The 17852-nt window shown below is 57.0% G+C and carries 21 protein-coding genes; 20 read left to right on the top strand and 1 reads right to left on the bottom strand.

Annotation, left to right across the window (positions count from 1 at the left end; all coding sequences use genetic code 11):
- Positions 1–2: 2 nt before the first annotated feature.
- The 17 genes from AL01_RS01220 to AL01_RS01140 all read left to right on the top strand — a co-directional run bounded on the left by AL01_RS01220 (position 3) and on the right by AL01_RS01140 (position 15733).
- The gene (locus tag AL01_RS01220) at positions 3–449 is read left to right on the top strand and encodes a hypothetical protein (protein ID WP_077395451.1); all 447 of its coding nucleotides are present in this window, start codon (positions 3–5) and stop codon (positions 447–449) included.
- The gene (locus AL01_RS01215) at positions 446–1027 is read left to right on the top strand and encodes a hypothetical protein (RefSeq protein ID WP_077395450.1); all 582 of its coding nucleotides are present in this window, start codon (positions 446–448) and stop codon (positions 1025–1027) included. Before AL01_RS01220 ends, AL01_RS01215 begins: the two co-directional genes overlap by 4 nt.
- Positions 1028–1108: 81 nt before the next feature.
- Positions 1109–2680, top strand: coding sequence for a lytic transglycosylase domain-containing protein (locus tag AL01_RS09425; protein WP_077395449.1), 1572 nt, complete (start codon positions 1109–1111; stop codon positions 2678–2680).
- A 149-nt stretch (positions 2681–2829) separates the two neighbouring features.
- Positions 2830–3531, top strand: a complete 702-nt coding sequence (locus AL01_RS01205) for a hypothetical protein (RefSeq protein WP_077395448.1) — start codon at positions 2830–2832, stop codon at positions 3529–3531.
- 133 nt (positions 3532–3664) lie between these two features.
- Positions 3665–4114 (top strand): Panacea domain-containing protein, encoded by a 450-nt coding sequence (locus AL01_RS01200; RefSeq protein ID WP_158075908.1) that lies wholly within the window; start codon positions 3665–3667, stop codon positions 4112–4114.
- A 454-nt stretch (positions 4115–4568) separates the two neighbouring features.
- On the top strand, positions 4569–4847 hold the full coding sequence (locus tag AL01_RS01195) for a hypothetical protein (protein ID WP_077395446.1): 279 nt from the start codon (positions 4569–4571) through the stop codon (positions 4845–4847).
- A gap of 10 nt (positions 4848–4857) precedes the next feature.
- Positions 4858–5625: a hypothetical protein gene (locus AL01_RS01190; protein ID WP_077395445.1), complete on the top strand. Its 768-nt coding sequence runs from the start codon at positions 4858–4860 to the stop codon at positions 5623–5625.
- A gap of 88 nt (positions 5626–5713) precedes the next feature.
- Positions 5714–6853, top strand: coding sequence for a hypothetical protein (locus AL01_RS01185; protein ID WP_077395444.1), 1140 nt, complete (start codon positions 5714–5716; stop codon positions 6851–6853).
- Positions 6850–7461 carry a hypothetical protein gene (locus AL01_RS01180; protein WP_077395443.1) on the top strand — a complete coding sequence of 204 codons (612 nt, stop codon included), beginning with the start codon at positions 6850–6852 and terminating at the stop codon, positions 7459–7461. The genes AL01_RS01185 and AL01_RS01180 overlap by 4 nt, the downstream gene beginning before the upstream one ends.
- Positions 7461–7832, top strand: coding sequence for a hypothetical protein (locus AL01_RS01175; RefSeq protein WP_077395442.1), 372 nt, complete (start codon positions 7461–7463; stop codon positions 7830–7832). Before AL01_RS01180 ends, AL01_RS01175 begins: the two co-directional genes overlap by 1 nt.
- Positions 7833–7902: 70 nt before the next feature.
- Entirely contained in the window at positions 7903–9369 is a 1467-nt protein-coding gene (locus AL01_RS01170; RefSeq protein ID WP_077395441.1) for a baseplate J/gp47 family protein, read from the top strand.
- Position 9370: 1 nt separating this feature from the next.
- Entirely contained in the window at positions 9371–9994 is a 624-nt protein-coding gene (locus tag AL01_RS01165) for a hypothetical protein (RefSeq protein WP_077395440.1), read from the top strand.
- Positions 9994–10713 (top strand): hypothetical protein, encoded by a 720-nt coding sequence (locus AL01_RS01160; protein WP_077395439.1) that lies wholly within the window; start codon positions 9994–9996, stop codon positions 10711–10713. The genes AL01_RS01165 and AL01_RS01160 overlap by 1 nt, the downstream gene beginning before the upstream one ends.
- Entirely contained in the window at positions 10710–12341 is a 1632-nt protein-coding gene (locus tag AL01_RS01155; RefSeq protein WP_077395438.1) for a GH32 C-terminal domain-containing protein, read from the top strand. Before AL01_RS01160 ends, AL01_RS01155 begins: the two co-directional genes overlap by 4 nt.
- Position 12342: 1 nt before the next feature.
- Positions 12343–12987: an Ig-like domain-containing protein gene (locus AL01_RS01150; protein WP_077395437.1), complete on the top strand. Its 645-nt coding sequence runs from the start codon at positions 12343–12345 to the stop codon at positions 12985–12987.
- 13 nt (positions 12988–13000) lie between these two features.
- Complete coding sequence (locus tag AL01_RS01145) at positions 13001–13444, top strand: hypothetical protein (protein WP_077395436.1); 444 nt, start codon at positions 13001–13003, stop codon at positions 13442–13444.
- A gap of 12 nt (positions 13445–13456) precedes the next feature.
- Positions 13457–15733, top strand: a complete 2277-nt coding sequence (locus AL01_RS01140; protein ID WP_077395435.1) for a hypothetical protein — start codon at positions 13457–13459, stop codon at positions 15731–15733.
- A 74-nt stretch (positions 15734–15807) separates the two neighbouring features.
- Here AL01_RS01140 and AL01_RS01135 read toward each other — a convergent pair whose 3' ends face one another.
- The gene (locus AL01_RS01135) at positions 15808–16353 is read right to left on the bottom strand and encodes a hypothetical protein (protein WP_077395434.1); all 546 of its coding nucleotides are present in this window, start codon (positions 16351–16353) and stop codon (positions 15808–15810) included.
- A 139-nt stretch (positions 16354–16492) separates the two neighbouring features.
- Here AL01_RS01135 and AL01_RS09355 point away from each other — a divergent pair, with 139 nt between their 5' ends.
- The 3 genes from AL01_RS09355 (at position 16493) to AL01_RS01125 (ending at position 17778) form a co-directional block, all read left to right on the top strand.
- A complete protein-coding gene (locus tag AL01_RS09355) occupies positions 16493–16657 on the top strand; it encodes a hypothetical protein (RefSeq protein WP_158075907.1) in 165 nt (54 codons plus the stop codon).
- Positions 16658–16738: 81 nt separating this feature from the next.
- Entirely contained in the window at positions 16739–17527 is a 789-nt protein-coding gene (locus AL01_RS01130; RefSeq protein WP_077395433.1) for a phage antirepressor KilAC domain-containing protein, read from the top strand.
- Entirely contained in the window at positions 17524–17778 is a 255-nt protein-coding gene (locus AL01_RS01125; RefSeq protein WP_077395432.1) for a hypothetical protein, read from the top strand. The genes AL01_RS01130 and AL01_RS01125 overlap by 4 nt, the downstream gene beginning before the upstream one ends.
- Positions 17779–17852: the final 74 nt, after the last annotated feature.

Below are 17852 nucleotides of genomic sequence, written 5' to 3'. Positions count from 1 at the left end.
CCATGTCCATCAGTCCCAATACGCCACAGGGGATGCTCAACCGCCTGCGTGGCTCCATCATCATCCCCTCCAACAGTGCGCTAAACGTCACCTCTGACTTCCTGACGCCGGAGGGCATCGAAATCCAGCCAGAAGGGAATGTCACGGACCTACTGGACACAATGACAGGCCGGGTTGGATCTCAGGCAGCCAAGCAGAACATCAACATCGTCATCAATCTGGTGCGCAGCCAGAGCCTCGCCACAGCCTATTACAACCAGATACTGAAGAACACCGCTCTGGGTGAGGTCAGCATCATCAGCGACAGCTCCGCCATGCCCCGCCGGACAATCCGCAACTGCTACATCATGTCCCGCCCGGAAGAAGCCCTGAACGGCACGCAGGTGAAGTGGAATGTCACGCTGGCCGGGTATGAGATCGTCAATGGCGACCTGTGGGAGGCCGCATGAGCGAGGTCAGCATCAACGAGGCCCTGAACCTCGCCGTGCCCGTGGGGGATGGGAAAGGCACCGTCCTCTGCCCGCCGCTCTCCAGAGAAGCCTTTTCGTCCTGCTGGTCCCTACTGGCCCGGACATGGAGCCGCTTGGAGGCTGAAGACCTCGGCATCACCGCCGGAGGAGCCGTAGCCGCCCATGCACTCGCCGACATCGCCCGCCAGAGCGGCCCAGAGGAGCAAGAGAAGCACCGGGCCTTTCTGGCCGAGCTGCGGCGCAACGCCTCCTATATCGGCCCGATGGGTGATGACGGCTTCGGCCCCGTCCCGCTGGGCACAGCCCTGCAACGAGGCTGGATTGATGAGGATGAACGGGACGAGCTGGAAAACATCCTCGTTTTTTTTACGCTCGGCTCCCGCCTCCTGCCACGGGCGAGACGGCAGATCATCTTTCGCCTGATGCTCTCGCTGCGCACTGTGGCCGCTTCCTCATTGAACGCTACGGAGTACGCCGCTTCCGTTGCGACCTCGCAGAAGGGCGCACCTATTGGCGGGACGGAGGGGGCATCATCGCCACCGTCTTCGACTGGCTGACCGGCCCCGCCTTCCGGCAGCTTATGGGCGAGGACAGTCCCTTTGAGAACGCTGCCCAGTACCGGGCATGGATGGTAAGACATGGCTAACCAGACCAGCATCATTGATATTCAGGTCAATGACAGTGCCTTCCAGGCCTATCTGTCCTCCGTGCGGGACTATCGGGACCTACTGCGGGAGTCCGGTGCGGAACTCCAGAAGGCTCTGGATGAGGTGGATGGCGGCTCCGGCCAGAACAGGGCACTGAAGGAGGAACTCAGGACCCGCAAGGCCATTGCCAAGGCCAGCCGGGACGCCACCTTTGAAGAAAACCGGGGCGAAGATGCCGGGAACCGGCAGAACACCCGCCTGCGGGACCGCATCCGCCTAACCCTTGAAGCCGGACGGCACCAGAGGGAGAACATCAATGCGGCGATGAAGTTCGCCAAAAGCCCCATTGGCAAGTTAGGCATTGCCGGGGCCGCTGCCGCCGGGCTGGTCAAGGCCCTCAATGCCGCCGCCAGCCTCGCCCAGCAGGGTACGGACCTACGCACACAGGCCAAGATGGCAGGCATGGACGCCGGGCACTACACGGCATGGCAGCGCAATCTGGAACCGTATGACCCTAACGGGGTTCTGCTCCAGCACGCCGTAGAAGCCACACGGGACGGAGCCGAGGCAGCGAAGCTACAGGCTATCGGGGTGGATACCTCCAGCAATGACCCGTCCAAGATACTCGCCTCCCTCGTCCCGGCCCTGCGCCAGTTCCGCAACGCCCATCAGGGACCGGCAGAACGGCAGGTCTTCGAGGGGATGCAGCTTGGCGATCTGGTCGAGACGGCTGATCTTCTGGGCCGTACCGGTGCGGATGAGGTCAACGCCATCCCCGGCACAGTGGAGCAGAACGCCCGGAACAATCAGGTCTCTGATGACGTCCTGCGCCGCCATCAGGAAGCCTCCCTCAATGTCGGCCGCCGTCATGATGAATGGACAGCCACGAAGCTGAACACCCTCGCCCCCGTGGTGGCGGGCATGACGCAGGGAGCCGAGAAGGCGCAGGAGCATCTGGACGACCTCGCCCTCTCCGCTGCAAAGGCTGCCGGTAGTCTGGACAGCCTGACGGACGGGAACGGTGCGCTGGTCGGGGGCATTGCCGCCGCTCTGGGGCCGTCCCTTCTCAAGGGCGTTGGACTGAAGGCCCTACCGAGGCTCGGCGGGGCGTTGCTGGGGAGCGGCGTGGCCAGTCCCCTACTACGGCTGGCTGGCCCTGTCGGTGCCATCATCGCTGGCCTCACCCCGCATGAACTGGGGACAGACGATACGTTCGACATGGCGCACCGTAACCCCGGCTCCATCCGCCGGGTCACGGCGTCCTCTAGCGCACCCCCTGCCAGCACCTCCGATGCGGACCTCGACCGTCTCACCGGGGCCGTGGCAATGGCGGAGAGTCACGGCGATCCAAACGCTGTCAGCCCGGTGGGAGCGCAGGGCCTGCTCCAGACCATGCCTCAGACGTTCCACAGCCTGGGCGGGACGAACCCGTTTGACCCTCAACAGTCATGGCAGATCGGCCGGAAATACCTGAAGCAGCTTCTTGGCCGTTACCACGACACGGAGAAAGCATTGGCCGCCTACAACTGGGGGCCGGGCAATCTGGACGCAGACATCCGCTAGCGGGGCGACAACTGGCGGGACGGCCTGAAGAAGGAAACCCGTGAGTACATCCCACGGGTCATGAACAACCTTCAGAATAACACCATCATCCGCATCGAAAATTACAGCGGGCAAGACCTGTCCGTAGCAGCACGGCAAGGATCAGTCCTATGAGCATTGGCGGTATCCTCAACAGCGTGGGCCGAACGGTTCTCAAGCTAGGTTACGAAATATCTCCCATCTTGCTGACGGGCGGTGTGGCCGAAAAGCTAGGAGGCACCGTGCCCATCCTGCTCTATACCGAAGCTATCGCCGCCGTGAATGGGCTGATTGCCGGGGGCCTCTCCGGCAAGCTGAACCTGCCTGATCTAGACAATATGTGGTGCACATGGAACCAGCTTAGCGGATCCACGCTGGTGGATAATGACGTGGCGACCTACCCCTTTGCCAACCAGACACTGGCCGCCAATGCGGTGGTAAACAAGCCTCTAACTGTCTCCATGCAGATGCGCTGCCCGCCCAACGGCCCCGGTGCCATGGTGACGAAGCTGGCCACGCTACAGGCCCTCTCCGCCGTGCTGAACAAGCATGTCACGATGGGCGGGGAGTTCGTGGTCATCACGCCGGGACAGATTTACACCAACATGCTTCTGGTCCGCATGGCAGATACCTCCCCCAACCCGGCGACACAGCCTAGCAGCCAGTTCCAGCTCGATTTCACACGGCCCCTGACACAGGCTGACGAAGCCGTACAGAAACAGGGCACGCTGATGAAGAAGCTCTCCGGCGGGATGCCCGGCATAGGCGGCTGGGGCAGCACCGGCAGCGGAAACCTGCTGGAAGGCCCGCTCACCGGACTGGGGGTTATCTGAAAGGGATAAAAGGCGGGCATCGTCTAGTTATAGACACAATCAATTTGCACATTCGCCAATTTGCTATACTGCCCATTGGGGTATGCAACGTTATGGCGTTGAATGTATCCTCCACCTCGCAGAAGGAGCAATTATGCCTATTAGCGCATTGGCCGCTGCTAAGCACATTTGCGAGCGCAGTGGCTGGACAATCTCAAATCTTAAGCTTCAGAAAATTCTTTACATGTCCCAGATGGCGTACATGGGAGAAAACAATGGTACGCCTTTATTCTCAGGGCAATTTGAGGCGTGGAATTATGGCCCAGTTGAGCCCCGCATTTATAGAACGTTTTCTCGTTTTGGTCGTAGTCCAATTGAGAATATCTTTTGGTGCCACACTGAAGAATGCGGATCGTCACATGAGATTGAATCTTTAAATAGATACACGGACTCTCTATTGAAATTTTCTGCACCAGAGCTTGTTTCTATCACGCACTGGGAGCACGGAGCTTGGGCTAAGCACTACAAAAAGGGCGTGAAGGGAATTAGCATACCCAATCAGGATATTTTTGAAGAGTATTGTGCCCGTGTCAGGGGGAAGTAGGAAAAAGAAACGCCACAGGCGCATACGGCCTTATAGCGGTAAGAGTAGTGCCTCTTGCGTAACAGCTCGTAACCTCTCTACTCAAAGAGCCTTTCACGCTCACGCAAAAAATGACAATGAGGAGTTAGCAGCCGCATATGATGATGTTTCCGAAGATTGTGCATATTTAGAAGAAAGATTGAAAAAGGAAAGACTTGCATTTAGCACCGTCATATTGATTTTAGCCTTGGTGATTACCGTATCTTTTCTTAAGTATATGTTTAAATGCGGAGATGGTTTATGTGTTATTATTTCATTTTTCTTTCTGATGTTATTTGCAGTTCTTTGCAATGTCTTTGATTGCTTAGGTATGATTGACATAATCCAAAAACTTTTTTCATGTTTTAGGAAGAGCTAATACCAACCCTCCCCTCACCGGGAGGGTTTTTTATTACCCCACGAAAGAAGCCCCACCATGCCCGACACAATCATCCCCTTCACGCCGGACGAGAACAGTGCGCCGCCGTTTAAGGCGCAGATCACCGTGGCGGAAGGGCAGCTCAACATCTCTGCATGGTGGAACATGGCAGGCCAGCGGTGGTACCTGAAGGTTACCGAACCACGAGGGGAAGACAAACTGTTCCGGCCCTTGATTGGCTCCCCGCAGAACTATGATATAAATCTCATAAGTTCGATTTCGACTTCCAAGCTGGTCTATCGTGAAGACAATGGAACTCTGGAAGTAACAGTATAGGAGCCTGAACATGGCTACTCCCGGCACACTTGCCCTTATCTTTCTAGTCTGGAGTTCAGCCTCACAGCCGGGAAGTCCGCCCAACTACTCCCGCTCCGTCCTGACCCCGCCAGAGCCCGGCGAAAGCGCAGAGTTCCTCGATCCCAATGCCCCCATGCACGACTTTTACGATGCCAAGGCGAGACTGGAAGGCGGCAATGAGGTGTCGGGCGAGGTCGGGTCACTGGCAGGCCGCCCTGCCTTCGCTACCCTGCCCGCAAAGACACTGGCTGGATGCCGGGCCTATCTGCGGACTCATTACCGTTTCTACGAAGAAGCCGCCGAAAGCGCAGGCCATGTGATTCAGGATGCCCGCTGCATGGTCATCCCGCCGGGCAAGCACCTCTCCCCCTATTTCCCCGGCGGATACGGACTTGATGGAAAACCGCAGGACCCATTCGGGTTATTGGATATCCCGGTAGCCCCGAAACAGGAGGGGCCAGCATGTGCGAATATGAGGCCGGAATATCCAAGCGAAGCACAGGAATACCTTGCTCCTAGTGATAACTGGGAGGCTGAGGTAGAAGCCGAATGTTCTTCCAGTAAGGAAGATGATGGATACTGGCATCATAAGAACTGCAAAGTTCTTAAAACAACCAGTGAACCAAGTTACCAGAAATATTTTTCCAAATCTGCCCTAGATTTTCTGTATTTGTCATGCTCATCCCAGCACGGAGATGCTACGGCTACGCCCAGTGTTTATAGATATCACGTCAATTACACAGCAGGAAGTGAATAAATCTGTCCTACGTCCCACCTTAGTGAGACCTCAACCCTCCCCTCACCGGGAGGGTTTTTTTATTACCCAGCGAAAGGAAAGAAAGGCCGTGCGCTTCTATAATTTAAAAATCACCGAACAAAAAAATCCTAATAAAGTTGATGCAAAGTATCGGAAAACATCAAACCGCCCATTCGCCCAAACCGCTACGTTGGGCGTAGGAAACAAAACGCTTCTTCATCTCTCCTCCTACGTCAAGCGGGACCCCAACGGGCCGGGCTGGGTGCCCGGCTTTGCCACGGACAGGTTTGACCCCGGTGCGCTGGACATTCAGTTCCAATTCACAGAGAACAGCCTGACCACGTTTGATGCATCCTCCGGGGCAGCCAACATCACGATCAAGGGCGTGGACATCGCCACGGTCAAGGCGGCCGAGAACCTGCGGGGCAAGACGGTTTCCCTCTATGCGGGCATGGGACGTGGGCTACCCCTCTCCAAACCAGAGCAGTCCGGTGAGATATTGCTGGGCACCGTCATGAGCTCCGTTGGCAACTGGGAAGGCACGGACCTCAGCCTGACGCTCTATGTTCTGCCTTACATCGTCCCGCCGGAGCAGTGGGGCACCCCTATTGCGCCGGGCCTGACCCCGACAGGGCAGCAGCCGGTGGACAACCTGCAATTCCATTGCCGATGGGGTGAGGATTTGACGATGGCAACAAAGCAGGCCCTGAAAGCTGCGGCGACCAACTACCGCATCGACTTCAAGATTCCCAACGCCGTGCGACTGGCCTCACGAGAATACACAGGCCGCTATCACAGCCTGAAAGACCTCTGCGTTGGCATAGGGCGTATCTGGAAGGAGTCTGAAGGGCTTGATCTCGCCATCTCCATCCGTTCGAACAGTCTGGTCGTCACGACCGATGACCACACTAAAAAGGCGGCTAAAGTCCCGTTTGAAGAACTGATGGGCCAGCCTGCCTGGAACGGCCCGACAGAGATTTCCTTCACCACAGCCATGCGGGCCGACATCTGCGTGGGTGATCTGGTCGAACTGCCCAACATCAGCGAAGCGGGCCTGATTATGGCGCAGAACAGTGCCGCCATATTCGCCCTGCGCCAGCACTCCCTGTTCGCCGGCACATACGTCGTGCGGACGATCTCCCATCTCGGCCAGTTCCGCTCCCCGGACGGCCTGCAATGGGCCTCCACTTTCACCTGCTACCCCAAGGGACCGAAGGCCAAACAATGAAAAACTTCCGCAAAAGCCCGCCTTCTGACTGGCTGCCCCGTCTGGCCCGCACGCACGCCCGGTCTGTGGGTGAACATGATGGCAAAGCACTCCCTGCCAGCGTCATCGCCGTGCAGGGCCGCATCGTGACGGTGCGCCTTGAGGTGGACTGCAACCCCGCCCTGCCCCCGCTGAACGTACCGATTGCAGAAAGCGAGTATGTCCGCACCCCCATCCAGCCCGGATGCAAGGGCGTTGTCATCAGTGCTGATGTCTCGCTAAGCCAAATGACCGGCTTGGGATCACGCCGCCCTGCGCTGGATGACAGCAGCCCCAACCTTTCTGCCTGCATCTTCCTGCCGCTCAGCAACGCCGAATGGGAGGCTCTGGATAATGATACGCTGCACATGTACGGCGTGGCGGGCGTGCAGATCACCGACCGCCTCAACGGCTCCAGCACCGTCACGCTGACAAAGGGTGGCGTGACCCTCTCCACCGGCTCCGCCACTGTGACGCTCTCCGGTGGACGAGTGGAAATCAGCGGCGAACTCATCATAAACGGCCAGCCTTACAAGACGCATGAACACAGCAACGGCAACAATGGTGCCCCAACAGGTGGGGTTATCTGATGCGCGTATGGACCCGTGTTCACCAGCCGGATGGCCGCCGGGTATGGAAGGCTGTGACAGGCGACCAGGGTAACATTGCGTGGCTTCAGAACGCCCTACTGCTCCAGCTTGGCGAAAGCCCCTTCTGGGCGGACTGGGGCATCCCCGTGCAACAGACCCTCGTCTCCCGTGTCTGGCCGGATTATTACCTGAACCTCACCCAACGCCGCTTCCGGGACATCTTCCCCAGCCTCCAGATCACCCGAAAAGATGGCGGCAATGGAGCGGACCCCGTGTACGACATTTCCGTCATCCTCAATAATGGCACGCTCTATTCCAGTGCCCGACAGTCCTTCAATCAGGATTACAGCCAGACAGGGCCGTGGAGCTGACCAGCCGCCCCCTACCGTTCCTCATGCTGCCCGCCCTTCCGGCGGGTTTTTTTCATGCCCGGAGATCCCCATGGCGACCATCGACATCAGCACCGCCCAGATTGCCCTGCTGGAAGACCAGTATCCCGGCCTGCTGACAACCCTCCAGAATAGCGGTGTCCAGCCCACAGCCCCGCAAACCTTACAGGATCAGCTTGTCCAGCTTGCCACACAGCTCAGCCCGGGCGTGACCACCAACCTCCCCGGCTCCCTGGTAGAAGACATGGCCAGCACAGCCATCGGTGCCCTCGCCCAGATCGACCAGGCAAAGGTGGACACCATCAACAGCGTCTCCCCTCTGAACGCCACGCCCTCTCTGCTGGATGAGTTCGGAGAGGTTTATGGCGTCCAGCGTGGTGCCGGGGCCAATCCCTCCGCTTATGTGACCTTCACGGGGCCGCCGGGCCTGTATCTGGCATCCGGCTTTCAGGTCTCGGACGGAATCTACACCTACGAGACGCAGGAAGGTGCCACCATTCCCTCCGGCGGCGTGCTGGTGAACAGCTACGTCCTCTCCACCACGCCGGGCACGACCATCATCCCGGAGAACAGCATCACCACAGTCGTGACGGGCACGAAGGAAGGCACGCACCTCGCCGTCACCAACCCGCAGAAGGGCACGCCGGGCACAGGGGCCGAGACGGACAGTGCCTATCGTGCCCGCATCCTCCAGACCGGGATGCGTACCGTGCAGGGCACGCCGGGCTTCATCCGCTCCCGCCTGCTGAACGTGCCGAACGTGATCCCCCGCTCCATCGGCGTGTCCCTCACCTCCGGAGCAGGCTACAGCGTCATGGTGGATGGCGGCGACCCGGCCCAGATTGCCGGAGCCATCTATGAAAGCTGCTTCGATCTGGTCAACCTTCAGGGCAGCACGAACACTATTGCCAGCATCACCAGCAGCAATCCCTGCATTGTCACGACCACGCTAACGCACGGCCTGAAAGACGGCCAGCAAGTCACTATCAGCGGAGAAACTGGGGCCATCGCCATCAATGGCACATTCACCGCCACCGTGCTGGATGCCAGCCGTTTCTCCATCCCGGTTGATACCACCACGGCCTCACAGCATTCCGGCGATGGCATTGTGGGAACCAACCCCCGCAACATGGTGGCCGTGGCCATTGATGGCGTGGACAGCTACCCTATCCGCTTCATCCGCCCCCTCCAGCAGCAAGTAAGGCTGGTGGCTCACTGGAGCATCACCTCCGGCAATGTCGTGGATGATGCCACAGCGACCCAGATATGCGGGCCGCCACTTTCCAACTACATCAACGGCCTGACGATGGGCGCACCCCTCTCCACTCTCCAACTAGGCACAATCGTGGAGGCCACGCTGCTCCAGATCATGCCGGGGGCGATCATCTCCAGCCTGCGCTTTGACGTGTTCCTTGATGATGTATTGGCCAGCCCGGCGGCGGATAGCGTCATCATCGCCTGTGACCCGCAAAGCTACCTCGTCACCAGCCCAGACCAGATCAGCCTCGTGAGGGAGTGACATGGCCACAGAACTGACAGCTCCCGCCTATCCGTACCAGCAGTTCAGTGATGACGCCGATATTGTGGCCCTGTTCGAGGCGTATAACCGCCTAGCGCAGGGCACGCTGACATGGATGGATGACCACATCCTGCCCCTCTACATGCGCTCCAGCATCACGGGAGGCCTGCTGGATTACGCCGCCTACTGCCTCTATGGCCAGCGACGGTACCGCATCGGCTATGTCGATCTGGTCGATGCCAGCGGTGCCATTGATACAGCCCTAATCAACGCCCTCGCCATTGACGGCACGGACACCTTCGTCAGCACTGGAGGCACCTTTGTTTCCGATGACATCTTCAAACGTGCTCTGACGTGGAACTACTACAAGGGGGGCGGCTGCCAATTCTCCATCCCGTGGCTGAAAAAGCGCATCATGCGCTTCCTGACTGGAGATCAAGGCCACGCATGGCGTTTTAACAGCACCCTGCCCGTCAGCATCGCCATCTCAGACCGCACCGTAACCATCACGGTCACCGCCGGGCTGGCGGACGGCACGCTCATCACCGCCCTGCCCGTCCTCATCCAGCGGGGCGTTCTTTCAGTCCCGCCAACCTATTCCTACAATGTGAAAGAAGGCAGGTGATGTTCCAGTTTTCCAACCGTGTGCGGACCATTCTGGCCCGCAACATCACTGTCGGCGATACAACCCTTATCGCTGCCAGCGGCACGGGAGCGGAGTTCCCAAGCCCAACGGCACCGGGGGATGCCATCGCCCTGACACTCGTCTCTGCCAGCAACAGCCGGCACTATGAGATCGTCTATTGCGTGCAGCGCAATGGCGATACGTTCACCGTCTGGCGGGGGCAGGAAGGCACAACGCCACTGCCCTTCCAGAGTGGAGACCTGATCTCCCTGAACATGACCGCTGCCCTGTACCGCCGCATGGCGCAGGCGGGCTATCTGGGACAGTTCTCGCCGGAGGTGGCACAGTCTCCCTCCGCCTACAGGAAAGGGGCCATCGTCTGCGACGGGACGGATGCGGCTGTCTATTGGATCTCTCTTCAGGACCAGAACAGCACTGCGCCCGGCGCAGGCAACCCCACATGGATGAAGCTGGACCTCCCGTCCTTCCAGAAGGCCATCCAGAATGGCGGCGGAGGTGGCGGCTATGGCGGCCTCATCCCCACCACTGTTCTGGGCAGCACGCTGGATGATGTGGATGATGGATTTTTCGACCGTGAACAGGCCCGACTTCTGGCTGCATTAGAGACCCAGCAGCGACACGCCCAACTCACCCAACAGGCAGCACGGGCCGAACAGAAGATCACACTAGCCCTGAAAAAAATCGGAGTGACACCATGACGGCCATCTGGAGACCAGGATCGGCCTTGCTGGACGCTGTAGCAGCCTCGCAGGGACGTACCTTTGCACGGTACCTTCCGTTGGCCCATCCAGCACCGACCCCGTACCACACCCGTGCGTATGCCTCTCAGCACGCCGGGAAATTTCCGGCTGACGTGGCTGCGTTCGAGAAAACACAGCCGCAACGCTGGGTTAAGCCGTGGTTCAATGACCCTTCTTGCCTAGTGTGGGATGAGAAAAACCAGATTTACAGGGGGTTTTCCATCTCCCAGAGCAACCCCGACAGCCAGGGTGGTGACCAGCAGACATGGATGGAAATCATCACGCCAGACCTTGTCACCTTCATTAACAACCGCAGCCCGTTCTATCTGGATAACCTGCCCTATCCTGCACTCTGGGGCGGTTCATTCCTGATCGACCAGCACAATGCAGCGGGGTATGGGGCTGGGGCCGTCCTCTACTACATCTCAGTTCCCGGCAGCGACACCAGCTCGCTTCAGTGCGTCTCCCTTTGGATCGCCCCGGCCCTCGGTCTGGCCCCAGTCTATCACGGTATCGTGCTGGAAAATCCGGGCGTTGGTGCGATCGTTTACGCTCCCGGTATGGATTTCCGAGATCCAAGGGTGAGCTGGGATGATGCCCGTAGTCGGTTCGTCATGAAGCTGACCATCGGTCGAGGTATCGCCTTCTACAGCTCTACGGACGGCCTAAACTGGTCCTTCCTCTCCCTGATTGATCTCTCCGACTGGCAGCAGATTGAGACGCCGGACCTTGTACCCATGGAAGCCCCGGACGGTTCTGAAAAATGGCTTCTGGCCTTCTCCATCAAACAGTGGAATGGGCAGGCAGCCTCCAGCGTGGCCTATCTGATCGGTGACTGGGATGGAACGACCTTTAAGCCTGACTTCACCACGCCCAAACGCCTAAACTGGGGTAGCGACTATTACGCTCAGGCGATCAGCCAGCACGAAGGCAACACCTATTGCTGGGGCTGGATGGGCAACTGGAATTATATGGAGCTTCCGCAGCAGGGCTTCGGCGGCAACCATTCCCTGATAACCCGGCTCTCTCTGGCTCAGGACGTAGATGGCTCTCTGGGCTTGCGAATGCAGTTCATGCCTGACCAGCTGAACTGCTACGCCGAGTTCACGGACGCTATCCTGTCCCTGCCCCTGTCCAGCTCTGGCACGAGCCAGTGGCAGCCTCCGGTGCAGAATATGGGCGTCTCATGGCGGCTTGATCTCCAGTTGTATCGTGATGCGCCAGACCCGTGGCCAGACGCCATCAGCATCAATTTCTGTGTCGGCCCCAAAAACCGCACAACCCTGACACTGAACCCGCAGGCCGGGACCGTCACCCTGTTACGGGCCCAGAGCGGCGGCGGCCCTCTGGATACAGCTGATACGAAGAAATGGGCGATCTGGAACGCCGATCAGGTAGCAACCCTGCCTAATCGGGCACGGTATTTCATCTCCATCATTGTTGATGTCTCCACTATCGAAATCATCATCAACGATGAGGTGTACATCTCCAGCCTGTTCTTCCCGCCAGAAGACGCATTTTCTTCAGACGTGACTGTTTCGGGAAATGGAACAGCCAGACTTCTCTACTTCAAGCAGAGTTACTGACATGAAACTTCAGCAGACTTCCGTTATTGCGGGCAAACCGTCCACCGTCACCCTGGTGGTGAAAGACGAAAACGGCAACATCATCAATGATAACTTCGATGCCCCTCCTGGCCCATCCGTCACCCTGCCCGACAATCTGGTAACGACTGCCGATCTGGCCCAGATGGTGGCTGGCACGTTACAGCTGGGAGCCAACGATCTCAGGGCTGTAGGGGTGAAATGGGCTGGCGCAATAGGTGCGCCACGTCTGGACTATGGCGGAACCGGCGGGACTGATCCGTCCCTCTATTCCCATCTACTCGGCACGAACCAGAAGGGCAATTACCTCTGCGCCAACGGCAACTCCGTGGCGCAGATTGTGGGTGAAGCCGGACCTCTCATGATTCAGCGGTTCAGTATCGCAGGCCAGAACCCGGCCACAGTATCATTTCCAGTGCCGTTCGCTGGGGATAACGTGCTGGTTTTTATCTCGACTTACGCTGAAACAATCAACGGAACCCCTCATTTCAGGTGCGTTGAGCTGCTGGAGCCAGCCACACGCTACGGTTGCCGTCTCTCCTGTTACGATCTGATTGCCCGTAACTGGGAGAATGTGAACTTCCGCATCGACTTACTGGCTATCGGCCCTGCGCCCTCTACCGTCTGATAGGAAAATCTCCATGTATTACGCCGCCATTTCTTCTGGTTCATCCTTCCCTGCCTCCGTCATCGGATGGGATTATGACCGTCAGAAAACCGTCAATAATGCTGATGGTACCCAGCAGGTCACGACAGAGCCACCACCTGCTGACCCACGCTTCACACTGATTCCTCTGCCAGACAAGGACGCTGCCTGGTGGAACAACGCTGCCCGTTGGCAGCAGAGCTGGCAGGTCGATGAAAAAGGCAGCCTAACGGCAGCCCCGCCGCCGGTTGTTCCTCTGAAGGAACAGGCTCAAACGGCGTTTCAGCAGGCACGTCAGCAGTTTACCAACCTCCAGATGATGGGACAGACATTCGGGCCACAGATGCAGGGCTATATGCGGGCACTCAACGCCATCATTAACGGAACGGACACCACTAGCACCACATTGCCCACAGCTCCGACTGATCCGACTGCTTAAGGATTTTCCGTTATGGCTCAGGCTCCTTCTGGCCCTAATGTCGGGCTGACATGGTACAGCTCTTTCAGCGGGGGCATCATGGCTCCCCTGATTGGCTATCGGTCCGACATGGAGAAATGGCACTCCGGTGCTGCTGAACTGACCAACTTTTTCGTGCATGTGCAGGGCGGTATCTCAAACCGCCCTGGTACACAGTATATCGGCACGTCAAAGGCCAATTCTTCTGGTCCGCCACCGAAACTTATCGCTTTCATCTACAACAACAGTCAGTCATATGTGCTGGAGTTTGGCGACCACTATCTCCGCTTCATCAGCAACGGGGCTTATCTTGCCAATGCTGATGGCAGCCCCTACGAGCTTGCCACGCCTTACAGCATTGCGGATGCCTTCTGGTTGCGCCATGCCCAGTCTGCTGACGTGATGACCCTGACCCATTCCAGCTATCCCGCCATGAACCTATCCCGCCGTGGGGAAGTTGACTGGACGCTTGATGTCATCTCATACAGCTCTGGCATTGATGCCCCTTCTTCACTTGCGGCCTCTGCTGTGGAAGGAAACGCCGCCAATACGGGAACGACACCGGGCGTATCAAAGGTGACGTATGAATATGCCGTCACATCCGTCTCCAATGAGAAGAACACGGAGAGCAACGCCACGCTGGCCCCATCCCAGACGGAGATGACTACCCAGACACAGACGATCACAGACCCTTTGACTGGCAAGACAAGCACAGTCACGTCCCAGGTCCCGGTCGAGGTCGGGCGGTTCGTGACGAATTACAATATCGGCTACTACACGAACTACGGGAACTATAACACGCTCTCATGGCCTGCCGTGTCTGGGGCTGATTATTACAACGTCTATCGTAGATTTGCAGGCCAGTGGGGGCTGATCGGCAACACCACGTCCCTCAGCTTTGACGATGTGAATTACGCTCCTGATACCGAGAACGGGCCGCCCGCCCATCGCAACCCCTTTGATGGCAATAACAACCCGGTTTCCGTCACCTATTTCCAGCAAAGGCGGGTCTTTGCCGGGTCTCTCGCCTATCCCCAGACGGTATGGATGAGCCGCTCGGCTAACTATACCAATTTCGACATTCACACGCCGGTCGTCTCCGATGATGCCATAACGGCTACCATTGCCAGCCAGCAGGTCAACACCATCAAGCATCTAGTGCCGATGGCGGACCTTCTGGCTTTTACCGGAACGGGCATCTGGAAGATCTCCGGCGGCCAAACTGGCACTCCCATAACACCAAGCAATTTCACCGCCATACCGCAGATGTTCGTTGGCAGCTCAGATGTCCAGCCGCTGCCCATCAATACTGACGTGCTGTTCATCGAAAACAAGGGAAGCCATATCCGTGACCTGCAATATGACTGGTACGCACAGATCTATCAGGGCAATGACCTCTCCGTCCTGGCTGACCATCTCTTCTATGGCTACACGATATCAGACTGGTCCTTTGCTCAATTCCCTTTCAACCTAATCTGGGCTGTTCGATCGGATGGCGCCATGCTCAGCATGACATATTTAAAAGAGCAAAACGTCATGGCCTGGCACCAGCACAAGACGGAGGGCGGGGCCTTCCAGTCGGTTGCAGTCGTGCCAGAGGAGAATGGATACGGGGCCATTGAAGATACGCCCTATGTCGTGGTTAAGCGCACCATTGCAGGGCGACAGAGCTACACGATAGAGCGCATCCAGTCCCGCCAGCTGGGGGCAGAGAATGATGACATTACCCGCTCATGGTTCGTGGACTGTGGCCTACGCTATGAAGGAAAGCCGACCAGCACCGTCTCAGGGCTAGGACATCTGGCGGGTGCCAGCGTGTCGGCCTGCATTGATGGCCGAGGTTTCACGGGGCTGATGGTGGGTAATGATGGCACCCTCGCCCTGCCCCGTTCCGGTAGCGTGGTTACGGTAGGACTGCCCATCCATGCACGGGCCGTCACCCTCCCGTTGGATCTAGGGAACCCACCGCAGTTTGCCCGACGCAAGCGCATCAGCAAGGTTTATGCCTCGCTCTACAACACGTCTAGCTTAAGTGTTTCCACCAATGAGGGCCAGACATTCCATGATCTGGACAATCAGGGGGCCGCTGCTGGCCCATCAGCTCCCAATCCCTACCAAAAGAAAGACACCGGCCCTACGCTCATCTCCGGCCTGACCATGCGGATAACCACGCCAAACTGGACACAGAAGGGCAGATTCATCCTCCAAACAGACCAGCCGTTGCCTGCGACCATAACGAGCATCAGTGTTGATGTGGAGTTGGGGAATTAAAGCTAATCTGTTGTTTCTTCCTCCGCCAGCCCCAGCACGGCGGCGGTGAGTAGTAGGTGTTTCATGAAAGGCTCCTAGAAGGGGATTTCTTCATCTAGGTCATCATCTAAGCTATCGGGCGGTACGCTCAAACCAGCTTTTATCAAAGCTTCATTCATAATTGCTATGACTTTTTTTCGGTCTGTAGCCTTTGTTTCGTCCCAAAGGGCCAACAGTTCAGATATTCTAGGCCAGAGAACATCAAAATTAGCCCTTTGGGGGCGTGAAAGATTTGTATCCTCATAAAAGTAAGCAGCGTGGTTTTTTACAAAATCCCACATTTCTTCTTCGTCAAAATTTGGATGGGTATCATCGTCTCGGGCTAAATTTATTGCCCGAATACCCTCGTTTACGTCCCAATAATCTTTCCATGTGAGACTTGGCGCGTTCCAATCTACTTCTGAAGCTTTGCTGATTTTCTCATTATCCGCGCGGTCAACGATGGCTCTTTCAATTACCTTCGTAATTGTTTGCTCTCTAATGCGCGCAACAAACTCCAAAGCAAACCTCATTTTGGGATCGAGCCTGATGGTTAGAGACTCTGTCTTGGGGATCTTCTTTTTTTTGCGCTCAACCGCCATCTGGCTACTCCAACTATCTTGTTGTCTTCAACACATACAAGCACAGAAAAATAATTGCAATTTTCTATTGACCGCCAAGAATCTCATGTGCGAATAATGTATTGCACATGATGTGCAGAGAAATAAAAAGGATTGCGATATGAAAGACCAATCATCCCGTCCTACCAGCACACGTATTGATGCCGATATCCACGAGTGGATTAGAAAGCGGGCGTTTGATGCTAGGCGGACATTCACCGCGGAACTGAATGTTATTTTGCGAGAAACCTACGAGCAAAAGACCGCAGCACATGCAGCATCGTAACCAGTTAACAAAAAAAGGCGTTGGAAAGCCACAAAGCCAATCCCAACGCCTCTGAACAATGAACCTCGAAAGGAACACTCTATGACTGATACTAACCTAATCCCCTTCTCTTTTGAAGGAAAATCTGTCCGCGTCATAAAACAGGGCGATGCGCCCCATTGGGTTCTAACAGACGTATGCAATGTGTTGGATATCCGTAATGCGCCAGATGCTGCAAAACGGCTGGATGACGATGAAAAGATGACTGTCGGTAATACCGATAGTCGGGCTGGAAACGGAGCGCAGACCTATACCATCATCAATGAGTCCGGCTTGTGGTCTCTCGTCCTTACAAGCCGCAAACCGGAGGCGAAGCGGTTCAAAAAGTGGCTAACCTCGGAGGTCATCCCCGCCATCCGCAAGACCGGCGGTTACATGATGGCAACCCCGGAGGAAACGCCGGAGCAGCTTGCCATGCGGGCAATGGCCGTTCTGCAAGCCACGGTTGACCGGCAGAAGGCAGAATTGGAAACCGCCATGCCCAAGGCTCTCGCCTTTGATGAACTGGCCAACCTGTCTGGCGAGCACAACCTGCGGGACAGCGCCAAGCAGTGTGGATGGCCGGAACGACGCTTCATCCAGAGGCTCATGGAACTGAAATGGCTGTATGCCAGCCCGATTACGGGACGGAAATGCGCCTATTCTGACAAGATCAAGGCCGGGTATCTATCGGTCAAGAACGTGCAGATTCATCATAACTCAGGCGAGATCGAGGGCGTAGCTCAGCCGGTCATCACGCAGAAGGGCTTGTCACGACTGAAGACCATCCTTCCCCCATTCCCGACCAATGAGAACGTCAAGTCTTCTAGAAAGAAGGAGAGCAAGGCATGAGCAAGACCAACGCTTTTACAGCCTCCACACCAGAGGATCGTCTTGAGCGACTTCTTTCCACCTGTCGCTATGTGCAGCAAAATTGGGACAACCTACTATCCGCACTCTCTGTCGTGGAAGACAGCATCCCAGACAGAGAAAACGCCGGTGTTCCTTTGGCTGGTCTCGTACGCCTGCTTATCACACATCAAAGCGAAGAATACAGCGATTTTGCCTCTGAAATCAGACGGGCAGCGGGGGACGCGGCCTGACTATTCTGAGGGTCTGTCCAAATCTGGGCATACCCTCTTCTTCCCCAGTTTGAGGAAACAGGACTAGACTGGAA

It is taken from the genome of Bombella intestini (assembly GCF_002003665.1).
Lineage (GTDB): Bacteria > Pseudomonadota > Alphaproteobacteria > Acetobacterales > Acetobacteraceae > Bombella > Bombella intestini.
Note: the sequence above shows the minus strand (reverse complement) of the source record. Positions and strands in the feature narration are given on the sequence as shown.